Origin of the sequence: Achromobacter mucicolens, from assembly GCF_902859725.1 — a bacterium.
GTDB lineage: Bacteria > Pseudomonadota > Gammaproteobacteria > Burkholderiales > Burkholderiaceae_B > Achromobacter > Achromobacter mucicolens.
In genome coordinates, this window is sequence record NZ_CADIJP010000004.1 from 106,756 (window position 1) to 122,742 (window position 15,987).

Here is a 15,987-nt window from a genome sequence, read left to right on the forward strand (position 1 = left end):
CGCAGAGAGAGGAGACGCAACATGAAATTCCGCAACCTGATCGGCGCGGCGCTGTGCGCGGCGGCCGTGGTGGGCATGGCGCCCGCGCATGCGCAGAACTACAAGCCCGAGTACAAGCTCTCCATCGTCGTGGGCACCACCTTCCCGTGGGGCCAGGGCGCCGAGATCTGGTCGAACCTGGTGCGCGAGCGCACCGAAGGCCGCATCAACATCAAGGTCTACCCCGGCACCTCGTTGGTCCAGGGCGATCAGACCCGCGAGTTCACCGCCATCCGCCAGGGCGTGATCGACATGGCCGTCGGGTCGACCATCAACTGGTCGCCGCAGGTCAAGCAGCTGAACCTGTTCTCGCTGCCCTTCCTGATGCCCGATTACGCCGCCATCGACGCGCTGGTGCAGGGCGACGTGGGCAAGGACATGTTCAAGCTCATCGAAAAGGCGGGCGTGGTGCCGCTTGCCTGGGGCGAGAACGGCTACCGGCAGGTCAGCAACTCCAAGCGCGAGATCAAGCGGCCCGAAGACATGAAGGGCATGAAGCTGCGCGTGGTGGGGTCGCCGCTGTACATCGACACCTTCACCGCGCTGGGCGCCAATCCCACGCAGATGAGCTGGGCTGATGCGCAGCCCGCGCTGGCCAGCGGCGCGGTCGACGGGCAAGAGAACCCGCTGTCGATCTACACCGGCTCCAAGCTCTACACCGTGGGCCAGAAGTACCTGACGCTCTGGAACTACGTGGCCGATCCGCTGATCTTCGTGGTCAACCGAGAAGTCTGGAATTCCTGGTCGGAAAAAGACCGCGACATCGTGCGCCAGGCCGCGCTGGACGCCGGCAAGCAGCAGATTGTCATCGCGCGCAAGGGCGTGACGCCTGAAGACCCGTCGCTCCTCAAGGAAATCGCCGGCCACGGCGTCACAGTGACCACCCTGTCGCAAGCCGACCACGACGCCTTCGTGAAGGCCACCCAGCCCGTCTACGAAAAGTGGAAGAAGCAGATCGGCGAGGATCTGGTCAACAAGGCCGAAAAGTCGATCGCTGAGCGCAAGAAGTAACCCGCGAAAGTTTCGCAGCAAGCCCCAGGGGAACCGGCGGCGCAAGCCGCCAACCGAGGCAGGGACGCTAGAATCCCGCCCACCAGACGGGCGCCGGCCACAAACCGGCGCCCGTTATTTTTTGGGTGCCTGACACCCCGGACGATCGGTGTTAGACAGCCGCCCTATTCCGGGTAGCTGACTTCCAGAATATCCAGCTCATCGATGCCGGCCGGTGTGCGCAGCACGACCGTGTCGCCTTCCCGCGCCTTGATCAAAGCGCGCGCCACCGGCGAGATCCAGCTGATCTTGCCCGCAAGCGGTTCGGCTTCGTCCACGCCCACGATGGTGACGGTGTGTTCTTCGCCCGCCTTGTCGACATAGACGACGGTGGCGCCAAAGAAGGCCTGGTCGCGGTTGGGTTGGGCCTTGGGGTCCACGACCTCGGCAATGTCCAGCCGCTTGGTCAGAAAGCGCATGCGCCGGTCGATCTCGCGCAGGCGCTTCTTGCCGTAGAGGTAATCGCCGTTTTCCGAACGGTCGCCGTTGGACGCGGCCCACGACACGACCTGCACGACGGCCGGTCGTTCCACATTCATGAGCTGCGTCAGCTCGCCACGCAGGCGTTCGTAGCCCTCGGGCGTCATGTAGTTCTTGGTGCCGGCCGGCAGCGCCTGGGCCTGCGGCAGGTCTTCGTCGTCCTCGTGGTCGGACTCTTTAACAAAGGCTTTGTTCATGGCGGTTGCATCGCGATGGCGCGATCACTGTCGAAGCTTGTGAAAATGAGCGGCGCGGGCCGCCCGCGTCAGAACCAGTCGTGCCAGACCGGCTTCAGGTCGGGAGGCAGCGGCGGCAGTTGGCCCAGATCCATCCGGCTTTCCTTGGGACTGTGAAAGTCCGAGCCGCGCGAGGCCAGGAAGCCGTAGCGGCGCGCCACCTCGGCGTACTGGCGCGCTTCTTCCACGGTATGGCTGCCCGTGTTGACCTCGATGCCCACGCCGCCCAGTTGCAGAAATTCGTCGAACAGCGCGGCGAACTGCAGCGGCGTGTATTTGTAGCGGCCCGGATGCGCAATGACGGCCTGACCGCCCGCGCCGCGGATCCAGCCCACCGCGTCGGCCAGCGTGGCCCACTGCATGGGCACGTGACCGGGGCAGTCGTCGCCCAGGTGCTTGTTGAACACGGTCTGCACATCCGGACAATAGCCGGCCTGCACCAGATAACGCGCAAAGTGCGTGCGGCTGATCAGTTCGGGATTGCCGGCAAACGGCAGCGCGCCTTCATACGCGCCGGGCATGCCCATGTCCGCCAGGCGGTCGCCGATGCGCTTGGCGCGGGCGGCGCGTCCCGAGCGGGTCTTGCGCAGGCCTTCGATCAAATCCGCGTTGTTGGGATCAAACCGCAGGCCGACGATGTGCACCGTAAGGCCGGCCCAGGTGACCGAGATCTCGACGCCGGTGGCAAACCGCATGCCCAGTTCCTGGGCCGCCGCCGAGGCTTCGGCGATGCCGCCCACTTCGTCGTGGTCGGTCAGCGCCCAGACATCAACGCCATTGGCGAACGCGCGCTGCGCCACGTCGCGGGGCGCGAGCGCGCCGTCCGAGACGGTGGAATGGCAATGCAGGTCGATGTTCAGCGTGGGCGATTTCATGGGGCTATTGTAGAGAAGGCCCGGCGGCGCGCCTAGCGCCGGCCTGTCCCCACAATGCCGCCCGCCCGTTCAGGCCAAGAGGAAGTCCGCCACCGGATCGACCTGGTCGTCCACGATGAGCGTGGGGGCATGGCCCACACCGGGCACTTCAAGCGCCCGGGCACGCGGATTGCGCTTGCGCATTTCGTCTACCGTGGCGCGGGTCAGCAGGTCGGACAGCTCGCCGCGCACGATCAGGACCGGGCAATCGAGCGCGTCATACGATCGCCACAGGATCTGTTCGCCCGCCGCCAGTTCCTCGGGCGTCTGGGCCCCCAAAGCCTGGGCAATCGCCAGGTCGTAGTGCTTGACCCACTTGCCGCCCTGTTCCGGATACAGATATTTGGCCAGCTCCGCCCACTGCGCGTCAGTGTGCGGACCGAAGGTTTCCGAATTGGCGCGCATCGTCGCCACGGCCTCTTCGAACGTGGCGAATTCGCCGGGCGCGCCCACGTACTGGCCGATGCGCGACAGGGCGCCGTTCTCCAGACGCGGCCCCACGTCGTTGAGCACCATTTTGTCCAGACGCAGTCCCTGGTCAGGCGGCAACATCCCGGCATGCGGGCGCATCGCGGCCATGGCCTTGGCGAACGCGGCGGCGCCCGACAGCGCCATGCCGACCAACCCGCCCATGGACGTGCCGACCCACGACAGGCTGGCCGGGCGCAGGCGCGCGATCAGCGTCACCATGTCGGACACGTACTGCGGCACCGTGTAGAACGCCGGATTGACCAGCCAATCCGAGCGGCCGCGCCCCACGACGTCGGGGCAGACCACCCGGTAGTGGCCGGCCAGCCGGCGCGCCAGCACATCGAAGTCACGCCCGCTGCGGGTCAGGCCGTGCACGCAGAGCAGCACCCGGTCATTGGCGGGATCGCCCCACTCCCAATAGGCCATGCGGTGCAGGCCCGCCGGGCTGGCGCAGGTGACGAATTCCAAACGGGGTTCCAGGCTGGCTTGCACTTCGGTACGCTCCACGGGTTGCGCGCGGCCGGCACGGCGGCGCCGCTTTGGCCGCTATCTTATCGGTTATGAAAGGCCGGTGCGGCCGGCTCTGGACTATCGCGGACTTCGTGGCTACGATCCCTGCATCTCAGAGCCGCCGTTCCCGCCTGGCACCCGTCCGACATTGCCGATGGCTATCGGCGCGATGCATTCATTAAATTGGAGTTGCACACCTTTCAAGGCGCACAGTAAAAAGCTTCAGGCATTGCCAGATCAGTCTTCCCAAAATTGATATGGAGTCCGTATGCAGCAAAGCAGTCCCGTCCCCCCGCTGACCGAACAGCCCGCCGTTCAAACCGGCGTCGTCGTCTCGCCTCCCCCCGCCCCCCCCAAGATCCTGCAGGACCTGATGGCCCGCGCCGACGTGCAGATCAACGGGTCGCGCCCCTGGGACATGCAGGTGCATGACAAGCACATGTACGAGCGGGTGTTCGCCAGCTGGTCGTTGGGGCTGGGCGAGTCGTACATGGACGGCGAATGGGACTGCGAGCAACTGGACGAGCTCTTCACCCGCCTGCTGCGCGCCGACATGGGATCCGCGGCGCTGGGCGTGGCGCGCATCAAGCTGATCGCCGAGCACCTGCGACACAAGCTGTTCAACCTGCAATCCAAGCACCGCGCGTTCGAGGTCGGCGAGCAGCACTACGATGCGGGCAACGACGTGTTCGAGGCCATGCTCGACAGCCGGATGATCTACTCCTGCGCCTATTGGGAACACGCCCAGACGCTGGAAGAGGCGCAGGTCGCCAAGCTGGACATGATCTGCCGCAAGCTGCAACTGAAGGAAGGCGAGACCTTGCTGGACATCGGCTGCGGCTGGGGCGGACTGGCCAAGTTCGCGGCCGAGCGCTATGGCGTCAAGGTCACGGGCGTGACGGTATCCAAGGAGCAACTCGCGCTGGCGCAGGAACGGGTAAAGGGCCTGCCGGTCGAGCTGCTGCTACAGGACTACCGCGACCTGCAGGGCCGCTTCGACAAGGTCGTCTCGGTCGGCATGTTCGAGCACGTCGGCCCCAAGAACTACGACACCTACTTCACCAACGTGCAGCGGCTGATGGCGCCGGAAGGCATTTTCCTGCTGCACACGATCGGCATCGCCGCCACCAGCCAGAGCACCGATCCGTGGATCGACCGCTACGTGTTCCCCAACGGCAAGCTGCCGTCGGCGCGCGAGATCGCCACCGCCGTCGAGGGCCGCTTCATCATCGAAGACTGGCACAACTTCGGCGCCGACTACGACCGCACGCTGATGGCCTGGTGGGAACGCTTCGAGCGCGCCTGGCCAACGCTGGAATCGCGCTACGGCACCCGGTTCTACAGGATGTGGAAGTACTACCTGATGTGTTGCGCGGGCTTTTTCCGGTCGCGCGAGGGCCAGCTTTGGCAGGTGATCCTGACGCATCCGCAGCGGCAGGACACCTACCGGTCGCTGCGCTGAAGCCGGCGCGGCCCGCTTGCATCGGCAAGCCGCCCCGTACCGGGCGGCTTGTTTTCATTGGCGCGCTGCTATGCGCCCGCCTCTTCCCGAATCATGTCTGCCGCGCGCTCCGCGATCATGATGGTCGGCGAATTGGTGTTACCCGACGTGATGCGCGGCATGATGGATGCATCCGCGATGCGCAGTCCTTGCAGGCCATGCACGCGCAGCCGCGCGTCGACCACCGCGCCGTGGTCGGCGTTGCGGCCCATCGCGCAGGTGCCCACCGGGTGGAAGATCGTGGTGCCGATCTTGCCGGCCGCCTGGCGCAGTTCGTCCTCGGTCTGGAAGGCCGGACCCGGCAGCCATTCCTGAGGCTGGTAACGCTGCAGGGCGGGCGCGGCGGCGATGCGGCGCACGAGGCGGATCGAATCGGCGGCGACTTGCAGGTCTTCTTCGGTGCTGAGGTAGTTGGGGCGGATGACAGGGGCCTCGCTGCCCTTCTGCCCCGCCGGGCCTTGCGCATGCACGCTGCCGCGCGACGTGGGGCGCAGGTTGCAGACGCTGGCGGTGAAGGCGTCGAAGCCATGCAGGGGTTCGCCGAAGGCGCCCAGCGACAGCGGCTGCACGTGGAACTCGACGTTGGCGCGGTCCTGGCCGGGATCGGATTTTGCAAACGCCCCCAACTGCGAGGGCGCCATGCTCATCGGGCCGCTGCGGCTCATCAGGTATTCCAGCCCGATGCCCGCGCGGCCCAGCCACGTGGAGGCGATGCGGTTCAATGTCTTGACGCCGTTCACCTTGATGATGACCCGCAGTTGCAGATGGTCCTGCAGGTTCTCGCCCACGCCCGGCAAGGCATGACGCAGCGTGATGCCGCTTTCGCGCAGGCGCGCGGGCTCGCCGATGCCCGAGACTTCCAGCAGGTGCGGCGAGTTCACGGCGCCCGCTGCCAGCACGACCTCGCGCCGCGCCCGCAGCGACATCGCGCGCCCGGCGCGGTTGACGCGCACGCCCACGCAACGCTTCGCGTCGAATTCAAGCTGCTCGGCCAGCGCACCCGTCATCACGTGCAGGTTCGGGCGTTTCTGCACTGGGCGCAGGAATGCCTTGGACGTGTTCCAGCGCCAGCCGCTGCGCTGGTTGACCTCGAAATAGCCGCTACCGAAGTTGTCGCCGCGGTTGAAGTCCTGCACCCGCGGAATGCCTTCCTGTTCGGCTGCGGTGGCAAAGGCTTCCAGAATGTCCCAGCGCAGCCGCTGCTGCTCGACGCGCCATTCGCCGCCCGCGCCATGAAATTCGTCGGCGCCCCGGTGGTAGTCCTCGCTGCGCTTGAAGACCGGCAGCACCTGATCCCAGCTCCAGGCCGCGTCACCGGACAAGGAGGCCCAATCCTCGTAGTCCTGTCTTTGGCCGCGCATGTAGATCATGCCGTTGATCGACGAGCAGCCGCCCAGCACGCGGCCGCGCGGATAAATGAGCGAGCGCCCGCCCAACCCGGGTTCCTCGGCCGTGCGGTACATCCAGTCGGTGCGCGGGTTGCCGATGCAGTGCAGGTAACCGACCGGGATGTGAATCCAGTGATAGTTGTCGCGCCCGCCGGCCTCCAGCAGCAGGACCTGCACGGCAGGATCGCGGCTCAGGCGGTTGGCCAGCACGCAGCCGGCCGAGCCCGCACCCACGATGATGTAGTCGTATGTCTCCATAAGCTCTTCTTATCAAGTCCGGGCCCGATAAGGACGCCGGCACGGTGAGCCGCCCCGGCTGCGACGCGGTGCGCGCGCCGGGAATCTGCCGAGACTCTGGCGCACGGCGAGGCGGCTGTCCAATGAAATGTTGAAAAGGGCTTTATTAGTGTCTCTAATAATGCTCGGCAGTTCCACGGCGCATCAGGTGTCAGACACCCCCACATCTTCTGGAAGCATTCATGGATCTGAAGCACATCCGCACATTCGCCGCCGTCGCGCGGGAGGGCAATCTGACCCGGGCGGCCGAGCATCTGCACCTGACGCAGCCCGCGCTGAGCCTGCAGCTCAAGAACTTCCAGGAATCGCTGGACCTGACGCTTTTCACCCGCACCGCGCAAGGACTGGCCCCGAATGCGGACGGGCGGGCGCTGCTGGCGCCGGCGCAGCGCGTGCTGGATGCGCTGGACGACTTCCAGCGCGCCATCGGCGCGTTGCGCGACACCGTTCAGGGCGAACTGCGGATCGGCACGATCCTGGATCCGGAGTTCCTGCGCCTGGGCGCCACGCTGCAATACCTGGTCGAGCATTACCCGAAGATCCGCCCCACCCTGCGGCACGGCATGTCGGGATCGGTCGGCCGCCAAGTGCGCGCAGGCGACCTGGACGTGGGCTTCTACCTGGGCCCCCCGCAGCCATCCGGCCTGCATGCCCAACCGCTCGCTTCGTTTTCCTATTACGTCGTCGCACCCAAAGGCTGGAGCGCGCAGGTCGCCGGCCGGGGCTGGGCCGAGATTGCTGCGCTGCCCTGGATCTGGACCCCGCCGGATTCCGTCCATCACCGGCTGCTGTCCGACAAGTTCGACGCGCTGGGCATCACGCCCCACGCGGTGGCCGAGGTGGACCAGGAGGCCTCGATGCTGGATCTGGTTCGCTCGGGCGTTGGGCTGTCGCTCGCCCGCGATTCGATCGCCCTGCGCGAATCGCAGTCCAGCGGCCTGCAACTGGTCAAAGGCTTGTCGATCCAGGCCGAGCTGTCGTTCATCACACAGACGGCGCGGCGCGACGATCCCTTGGTCGCTGCTGCCTTTGCCGCGGTGCAGGCGGCGTTCGCCTGACACCAGCCGCTTCGCAGCCCTAATCCGGCTCAAGCGGCGGTACGTCATGTTGCGCTGCGCCAAAAAAGTGCAGGCCGCACACGGATATGCACCGATCCGAGGCATGCCCGCCCACGACCGCAAAAGCCGCGCCTGCCTCCGCGAGGCCGCCGGCGCGCCCGCTTTCCCTATGAACCGCGAGGAAATTCCCGCCGTCCCCACGGCATTCGGCATACCTGGCATGGACTTTGCTTGATAGCTCTTGTGCGGGTGCAAACCCGGCAAGACAACGTGAGCATTACCGGCAATGGCGCCCCGACCGAAAGGTCCAGGGCGCCGTTTGTCTTTTGAAATCCGAAAATCCAAGCCTGGGGAAATCCCATGAATGCAGCGGCCACATCCGATTCCTTGCAGACGCTGGTTGTCATCGGCAACGGCATGGTGGGCCATCATTGCGTCGAGCAATTGATCGCCCGCGGCGCCCTTGAGCGTTATCGCATCACCATCTTCGGCGAGGAAACGCGCCGCGCCTACGACCGCGTCCATCTGTCCGAATACTTGAACGGCCGCGACGCCGAGTCCATGGCGCTGGGCGACGCCGCGCTTTATGCGCAGGAAGGCGTAACCCTGCGTCTGGGCGAGCCAGTGGTGGACATCGACCGCCACGCCCGGGAAGTCGTCACCGCCAATGGCCGCTTCGCCTACGACAAGCTGGTGCTGGCAACCGGCTCCTATCCCTTCGTGCCGCCCATCGCGGGCGCCGAAGGCCACTCGCGGCTGGTGTACCGCAGCATCGACGACCTGGACCTGATCCGCGAGGCGGCCAGCGGCGCGCGGCGCGGCGTGGTGGTGGGCGGCGGCCTGCTGGGCCTGGAAGCGGCCAATGCGTTGAAGTCGCTGAATCTGGAAGCCCACGTCGTCGAGTTCGCGCCGCGCCTGATGCCGGTGCAGCTGGACGAGGCCGGCGGCGCCGCGCTCAAGGCGCGCATCGAGGCGCTGGGCGTGGGCGTGCACCTGTCACGCGCCACACAGGACATCAAGCCCGGCACGCAGTACCGCTACCGCATGCGCTTTGCCGAAGGCGCGCCGCTGGAAACCGACCTGATCGTGTTTTCGGCCGGCATCCGTCCGCAGGTGTTCCTGGCGCGCAAGGCCGGACTGGCGCTGGCCGAGCGCGGCGGCGTCGCCATCGACGACCACTGCCGCAGCAGCGACGAACACATCTACGCGATCGGCGAATGCGCGTCCTGGAATGGCACGGTCTTCGGCCTGGTGGCGCCCGGCTACCAGATGGCGCGCATCGTTGCCGCCGAACTGTGCGGCGCGCCCGAAGCGGCCTTTTCGGGCGCCGACATGTCCACCAAGCTCAAGCTCCTGGGCGTGGACGTGGGCTCGATCGGCGACGCCCACGGCGCCACGCCGGGTGCGCGCAGCTACCGGTACATCGACGAGGCCGGCGCCAGCTACCGGCGTCTGGTCGTGTCCGCCGACGGCAAGCGCGTGCTGGGCGCCGTCCTGGTGGGCGACAACAGCTACTACGACACCCTGCTGCAATACGCGCAGAACGGCATCGCGCCGCCCGCGGATCCGTCCAGCCTGATCCTGCCGCAAGGCCAGGCCGCGCCGCTGCTGGGTGTGGACGCCCTGCCCGCCACCGCCACGATCTGCTCGTGCCACAACGTCAACAAGGGCGCGATCTGCGACGCCATCGACGGCGGCTGTACGGACCTGGCCGGCGTCAAGGCCTGCACCAAGGCGGCCTCGGGCTGCGGCGGCTGCGCGGGCCTGCTCAAGCAGGTGGTCGAGCACGAACTGGCCAGCCGCGGTGTTGTGGTCGACAAGAGCCTGTGCGAGCACTTTGCCTACACCCGCCAGGAGCTGTACGCGATCGTGCGAGTGAACGGCATCGAGACCTTCGACGAACTTCTGGCCAGCCACGGCCGCGGCCACGTGGGTTGCGAGATCTGCAAGCCCGCGGTGGGCTCGATCCTTGCGTCCTGCTGGAACCGCCCCATCCAGGACCCGCACCTGGTGCCGCTGCAGGACACCAACGACACCTTCATGGCGAACATGCAGAAAAACGGCACCTACTCCGTGGTGCCGCGCATGCCCGCCGGCGAGGTCACGCCCGACGGCCTGATCGCCGTCGGCGCCGTCGCCAAGAAATACAACCTGTACGTCAAGGTGACGGGCGGCCAGCGCATCGACCTGTTCGGCGCGCAACTGCACGAGCTGCCCGGCATCTGGTCGGAACTGATCGCCGCCGGCTTCGAGACGGGACACGCCTACGGCAAGTCCACGCGCACGGTGAAGTCCTGCGTGGGCAGCACCTGGTGCCGTTTCGGCGTGCAGGACAGCGTGAAGATGGCGCTGGACATCGAGCACCGCTACAAGGGCCTGCGCGCGCCGCACAAGCTGAAGTTCGCGGTGTCCGGCTGCACCCGCGAATGCGCCGAGGCGCAGAGCAAGGACATCGGCGTGATCGCCACCGAGAACGGCTGGAACCTGTATGTGTGCGGCAACGGCGGCATGCGTCCGCGCCATGCGGAACTGTTTGCGACCGACCTGGACGACGCCACCCTCATCCGCTACATCGATCGCCTGCTCATGTTCTACATCCGCACGGCCGACAAGCTGCAGCGCACGTCCGTGTGGCGCGAATCGCTGGAAGGCGGGCTGGACTACCTGAAGCAGGTCGTCATCGAGGACAGCCTGGGCCTCGCCACCGAGCTGGAGGCGCAGATGCAGCTGGTGGTGGACCGCTACGAATGCGAATGGGCCAACGCGCTCGGCGATCCCGAAAAGCTCAAGCGCTTTCGCACCTTCGTCAACGACAGCCAGGGCGATCCCGACATCAAGTTCGTGCAGGAACGCGGCCAGCCCCGGCCCGCGCCGGTGCGCGCCGCGCAACGCGTCATTCCCATTGCCGAGGAGATCGTCTGATGGCCGCCCAACCTGCTCAACACCCTGTCTGGCGCCGCGCCTGCGACCGCCGCGACCTCGTGGCCAATTCCGGCGTCGTGGCGCTGGTGGACGGCGAGCAAGTGGCGCTGTTCTACCTACCGGACGCCGGCGGCCAGACGCTGTACGCCGTGTCGAACCGCGACCCGAAATCGGGCGCCAACGTGATTGGCCGAGGCATCGTAGGACAGCTCTGCGGCGACCTGGTGGTGGCCTCCCCGCTCTACAAGCAGCACTTCCGGCTGGCGGATGGCAGCTGCGTGCAATTCCCGGAACAACGCCTGCAGACCTGGCAGGCGCGCTTTAACAGCGACGCGGTGGAAATCGCCTGACGGGCGCCGCCGGATTCATTCATACCCGGATTCATTCATACCTTCAGCAAAGCAACAGGAAACATCATGTCCTACCTAGCTCCTTCCGAGTTCGTCACCAAGATGGTGGACGCGGGCGAATCCAAGCTCTACATGGCGACGCGCGACGTTCTTATCCGCGCCTTCATGGCCGGCGCCATCCTGGCGATTGCCGCGGTTTTTGCCGTCACCGTCACGGTGCAGACCGACTCGCCCATCCTGGGCGCCGCGCTCTTTCCGGTGGGATTCTGCATCCTGTACCTGATGGGCTTTGACCTCTTGACCGGCGTGTTCGTGCTGACGCCGCTGGCGCTCTTTGACAAGCGGCCGGGCGTCACGATGGGGGGCATTCTCAAGCACTGGGGCCTGGTGTTTATCGGCAACTTCCTCGGCGCGCTGACGGTGGCCGTGCTGATGGCCATCGTCTTCACGTACGGCTTTTCGGTGCCGCCCAACAAGGTCGGCCAGGTCATCTCGCACATCGGCGAGAACCGTACGCTGGGCTACAAGGAATACGGCGCGGGCGGCATGCTGACCATCTTCATCCGCGGCGTGCTGTGCAACTGGATGGTGTCGCTGGGCGTCGTGGGCGCCATGATCTCGACCACCGTCAGCGGCAAGGTCATCGCAATGTGGATGCCCGTCATGCTGTTCTTTGCGATGGGCTTTGAGCACTCCATCGTCAACATGTTCCTGTTCCCGTCGGCGATGATCATGGGCGGCAATTTCTCGATCATGGACTACATGATCTGGAACGAAATCCCCGTGGTGCTGGGCAATCTGATCGGCGGCATCTCGCTGACGGGCCTGACCCTCTACACCACCCACATGAAGACCGCGCCCAAGCGCCGCTTCAGCTGATTGCCGCCAAGTATGGACAGCTACACGCCCGGCGCGCCCGCCGCCTCGCTCAAGGTGGCGGTGGGCCAGCACACCGATCCCGGCGTCAAGTCCGTCAACCAGGACTTTCACGGGCTGTGCGTGCCGGACGAACCGCTGCTGGGCGCCAAGGGCATCGCCATCGCGCTGGCCGACGGCATCAGCAGCAGCAACGTCAGCCACATTGCCAGCGAAACGGCCGTGGCCAGCTTCCTGGAAGACTATTACTGCACCTCCGAAACCTGGTCGGTGAAAAAGTCCGCACAGAAGGTGCTGAGCGCGGCCAATGCGTGGCTGCACGCGCAGAGCCGCCAGCGCCACGGGCAGGACCAGGACAGCGGCTATGTCTGCACGCTGACCGTGATGGTGCTCAAGGGCGCCACCGCGCACATCCTGCACATTGGCGACGCGCGCATCTACCGCCTGCGGGACGGCGCGGTGGAGCAGCTGACCGAAGACCATCGCGTCTGGGTCGCGCACGACAAAAGCTATCTGGGCCGCGCGCTGGGCTTGGCGCCCCACCTTGAGATCGACTATCACACCCAGGCCGTCGAGCCGGGCGACGTGTTCGTGCTCGCCACCGACGGCGTCTACGAACACGTGACGGACGACGACCTGCGCCACGCCGTCGCGGCGCACGCGGACAATCTGGACGACGCCGCCCGAGGGCTGGTCGGCCAGGCGCTTGCGCGCGGCAGCGACGACAACCTGACCGTGCAGATCGTGCGTGTGGACGCCCTGCCCGCTCGGCAGGCGGGCGAGATCGCCCAGTACTCGGGCAGCCTGCCCTGCCCCCCGCTTCTGGAGGTCGGCCAGACCTTCGAGGGCTTTCGCATCAAGGACGAACTGCGCGCCAGCAGCCGCAGCCACGTCTACCTGGCCGAAGACCTGGACAGCGGCGACACAGTGGTCATCAAGATCCCGTCGCTGGACCTGCGCCATGACCCGGCGTATCTGGAGCGCCTGCTGACCGAGGAATGGCTGGCGCGCCGCATCGACAGCCGCCACGTCGTGCGAGCCTGGCCGCGCACGCGCCAGCGCCGCTCGCTCTACACCGTCAGCGAATACCTCGAAGGCCGCACGCTGACACAGTGGATGGCCTCCAACCCGCGCCCCGAACTGGAACCGGCAATCGCCATCATCGAGCATGTCGCGCGCGGCCTGCAGGCCTTTCACCGCCTGGAGATCGTGCATCAGGACCTGCGGCCGGACAACATCATCATCACGCCGGACGGCACGGCAAAAATCATCGACCTGGGCTCGGCGCGCACGGCCGGCATTCAAGAGCTCGGCGCCGATGGCGACGACGCCATGCCCGTGCTGGGCACCGCCCAGTACGCCGCGCCCGAATATTTTCTGGGCGAAGCCGGCACCGCGCGGTCCGACATCTATTCGCTGGCGGCGATCCTGTACCAGATGCTGTCGGGCCGGCTGCCCTACGGCGCCGAGGTCGCGCGCTCGCGCAGCCGCGCCGCGCAATTGCGCCTGACGTATGTGTCCGTGCTGGACCGCGAGCGCGAGATTCCGGCATGGGTCGACGGGGTGCTCAGCCGCGCCCTGCACCCCGATCCGCAGCACCGCACGCCCGAGCTGTCCGAATTCACGCACGCGCTGCGCCACCCGGGCGACACGCGCGGAGCCGAGCGCCTGCCCCTTCTGGAACGCAATCCGGTCGCCTTCTGGAAGGGCCTCTGCCTGATCCTGGCCATCGTGATCGTGATACTTGCCTTCAACCGTTGAACCGAGGCCACCATGTCCGCCCACCTTCCCACCGTATCCCTGATCGGCGCCGGCCCTGGCGATCCCGAGCTGCTGACGCTCAAGGCGGTCAAGGCCCTGGGCCGCGCGGACGTGGTCCTGGTCGATGACCTGGTCAATCCCGAAATCCTGCAGCACTGCCCGCGCGCCCGCATCGTGCACGTGGGCAAGCGCGGGGGCTGCCGCTCGACGCCGCAGGAGTTCATCCAGCGCCTGATGCTGCGCTACGCCCGCCAAGGCCTGCGCGTGGCGCGCCTGAAAGGCGGCGACCCCTGCATCTTCGGCCGCGGCGGCGAAGAAGCGCAGTGGCTCAGCGACCACGGCGTCGCCTGTGACATCGTCAACGGCATCACGGCCGGGCTGGCCGCTGCCACGTCCGCCGGCATCCCGCTGACGCAGCGCGGCATGGCCCAGGGCGTTACACTCATCACCGCGCATTCGCAGGACGGCGCGACGCCCGATTGGTCTGGTTTGGCGCGCAGCGGCACGACGCTGGTCGTCTACATGGGCGTGGCCAAGGTGCACGACATGCGCAGCCAGTTGCTGGCCGCCGGCATGGCCCCGGACACGCCCGTCGCAATGATCGAGCGCGCATCGCTGCCCAGCCAGCGGGTCTGCGCCTCGACGCTGACGGCCATGGCGGCCGACGCCCAGGCCTTCCGGTTGCGCAGTCCGGCCGTGCTGGTCATTGGCGACGTTGCGGCTTGCCGGATGTTCGGCGTGCTGGACAACGCGGCCGGTGCGACGATCCCGCAACGCCGCATGGCCTGAGGTTTGCGCGGTGCCCCGCGCATTGATAACGCATAGAGATTCCGATGGCCGAACGCCACATGCCGCCGCCGCTGCGCTTTCTGCTCGCCGCCCGCCGCAGCGAGCTCCAGGGCCTGGAAGCCCTGGCCGCCACCTGCGATCTGGTGCTGCGCATCAGCGCGCTGGTGCACGCGCTGCAAAAAGAGCGCGGTTACTCCAACCTGACCCTGTGCAGCCCCGCCGACCGGCTTGAGCCGGTGCTGGCGGGCCTGTCCAGCGATGCGCAAGCGGTTGAGACCGACGTGCGCGCCTTTCTGGACGGTCTGGAAGCCGACCCGGCAGGCGCCAGCGGCCGGGCGCGCCTGCTCAATTGCATCGCGTATGCCCTATTCCGGCTGGACGAACTGCCAGCCTTGCGCCGCGAGGTCCGCGACCGGCGCGTGCCGGTCGAAGACGCCGACGCCCGTTTCACCCAGGTGATCGGCAGCCTGCTGGCGGTGGTCTTCGAGGCCGCCGACGCCTCGCTCGACCCCGGTGTGACGCGCCTCCTGGTGGCGCTGTTGAATTTCATGCAGGGCAAGGAACTGAGCGGCCAGGAGCGCGCCTGCGGCGTCATGGGCTTTATCGCCGGCTGGTTCGACGACGCGCGCAAGGCGCGGATGCTGGGTCTGGCGGCGAACCAGGCGCGCAGCTTCGGGGTCTACACGCAGTACGCGCAAGGCGCGCCGCTACAGGCGTGGGATCAGGTTCAGCAGCAGGCGCAGCCGGTGCAACGCATGCGCGACATGGCGCAACACACCAGCGACGCGCAGCGCGTGGACACCGGTCTGGCCGAACTGTGGTTCGACCTGTGCACCGCGCGCATCGACGCCATGCGCACGGTCGAGACGCAACTGGCGCAGGAGCTGGCGCAACAGTGCGCGCGCCGCATTGCCGACACCCGCCAGGAACTGGACGACCGCCGCCTGCTGCTCAGCCGGTACACGGATCACGCCAGCGGCCGCGCGCCCAGCATGGTGTTCAGCGTGCAAAGCCGCATCCTGGACCTGCCCCCCGAAGACGGCGTGGGCAACGAAATGGAACGCTCGATCCTGGACATGATGCGCGAGCAGACCCTGCGCATGCAGCGCGCCGATGACGCGCTTAGCAGCGTGCGTGGCGCGCTGGACGAAAGAAAGCGCATCGACCGCGCCAAGCTGCTTCTGATCAGCCGCTACGGCCTGACCGAGCAGGCCGCGCACGAACGCCTGCAACGCGCGGCAATGGACGGCGGCCTGTCGCTGGCGGACGTGGCGCGGCAGATCATCGCCCAGCTTGGCGGAAACTGAATCGTCGCGGGTTGCGGCGGCCGGCCCCGCTGAAGGCG

The 15,987-nt window shown here is 66.9% G+C and carries 13 protein-coding genes; 9 read left to right on the forward strand and 4 right to left on the reverse strand.

Going from position 1 to position 15,987, the window contains the following annotated elements:
* Positions 1 to 21 precede the first annotated feature (21 nt).
* The gene (locus HV786_RS05835) at positions 22 to 1,050 is read left to right on the forward strand and encodes a DctP family TRAP transporter solute-binding subunit (RefSeq protein ID WP_128827201.1); all 1,029 of its coding nucleotides are present in this window, start codon (positions 22 to 24) and stop codon (positions 1,048 to 1,050) included.
* Positions 1,051 to 1,214: 164 nt separating this feature from the next.
* Here HV786_RS05835 and greB read toward each other — a convergent pair whose 3' ends face one another.
* The 3 genes from greB to HV786_RS05850 all read right to left on the reverse strand — a co-directional run bounded on the left by greB (position 1,215) and on the right by HV786_RS05850 (position 3,616).
* Positions 1,215 to 1,766: a transcription elongation factor GreB gene (gene greB, locus HV786_RS05840; RefSeq protein WP_128827202.1), complete on the reverse strand. Its 552-nt coding sequence runs from the start codon at positions 1,764 to 1,766 to the stop codon at positions 1,215 to 1,217.
* Between the two features lie 68 nt (positions 1,767 to 1,834).
* Positions 1,835 to 2,680, reverse strand: a complete 846-nt coding sequence (locus tag HV786_RS05845; protein WP_062841093.1) for a 3',5'-nucleoside bisphosphate phosphatase — start codon at positions 2,678 to 2,680, stop codon at positions 1,835 to 1,837.
* A gap of 69 nt (positions 2,681 to 2,749) precedes the next feature.
* Positions 2,750 to 3,616, reverse strand: coding sequence for an alpha/beta fold hydrolase (locus HV786_RS05850; RefSeq protein ID WP_252870007.1), 867 nt, complete (start codon positions 3,614 to 3,616; stop codon positions 2,750 to 2,752).
* 352 nt (positions 3,617 to 3,968) lie between these two features.
* Here HV786_RS05850 and cfa point away from each other — a divergent pair, with 352 nt between their 5' ends.
* Positions 3,969 to 5,162 (forward strand): cyclopropane fatty acyl phospholipid synthase, encoded by a 1,194-nt coding sequence (cfa, locus tag HV786_RS05855; protein ID WP_174245446.1) that lies wholly within the window; start codon positions 3,969 to 3,971, stop codon positions 5,160 to 5,162.
* Positions 5,163 to 5,230: 68 nt separating this feature from the next.
* Here cfa and HV786_RS05860 read toward each other — a convergent pair whose 3' ends face one another.
* Positions 5,231 to 6,847: a GMC family oxidoreductase gene (locus HV786_RS05860; protein ID WP_175210274.1), complete on the reverse strand. Its 1,617-nt coding sequence runs from the start codon at positions 6,845 to 6,847 to the stop codon at positions 5,231 to 5,233.
* Between the two features lie 221 nt (positions 6,848 to 7,068).
* On the opposite strand from HV786_RS05860, the gene HV786_RS05865 reads away from it, so the two are divergent.
* The 7 genes from HV786_RS05865 to HV786_RS05895 all read left to right on the forward strand — a co-directional run bounded on the left by HV786_RS05865 (position 7,069) and on the right by HV786_RS05895 (position 15,949).
* Positions 7,069 to 7,944, forward strand: a complete 876-nt coding sequence (locus HV786_RS05865; protein WP_128827205.1) for a LysR family transcriptional regulator — start codon at positions 7,069 to 7,071, stop codon at positions 7,942 to 7,944.
* 360 nt (positions 7,945 to 8,304) lie between these two features.
* Positions 8,305 to 10,866 (forward strand): nitrite reductase large subunit NirB, encoded by a 2,562-nt coding sequence (gene nirB, locus HV786_RS05870; protein WP_175210276.1) that lies wholly within the window; start codon positions 8,305 to 8,307, stop codon positions 10,864 to 10,866.
* Positions 10,866 to 11,216 (forward strand): nitrite reductase small subunit NirD, encoded by a 351-nt coding sequence (gene nirD / locus HV786_RS05875; protein WP_128827206.1) that lies wholly within the window; start codon positions 10,866 to 10,868, stop codon positions 11,214 to 11,216. Before nirB ends, nirD begins: the two co-directional genes overlap by 1 nt.
* A 66-nt stretch (positions 11,217 to 11,282) precedes the next feature.
* Complete coding sequence (locus HV786_RS05880) at positions 11,283 to 12,095, forward strand: formate/nitrite transporter family protein (protein ID WP_056319032.1); 813 nt, start codon at positions 11,283 to 11,285, stop codon at positions 12,093 to 12,095.
* Between the two features lie 12 nt (positions 12,096 to 12,107).
* A complete protein-coding gene (locus HV786_RS05885; protein WP_175210278.1) occupies positions 12,108 to 13,853 on the forward strand; it encodes a bifunctional protein-serine/threonine kinase/phosphatase in 1,746 nt (581 codons plus the stop codon).
* Between the two features lie 12 nt (positions 13,854 to 13,865).
* Entirely contained in the window at positions 13,866 to 14,642 is a 777-nt protein-coding gene (gene cobA / locus HV786_RS05890; protein ID WP_128830031.1) for a uroporphyrinogen-III C-methyltransferase, read from the forward strand.
* Between the two features lie 44 nt (positions 14,643 to 14,686).
* A complete protein-coding gene (locus HV786_RS05895; RefSeq protein WP_128830032.1) occupies positions 14,687 to 15,949 on the forward strand; it encodes a nitrate- and nitrite sensing domain-containing protein in 1,263 nt (420 codons plus the stop codon).
* Positions 15,950 to 15,987 lie beyond the last annotated feature (38 nt).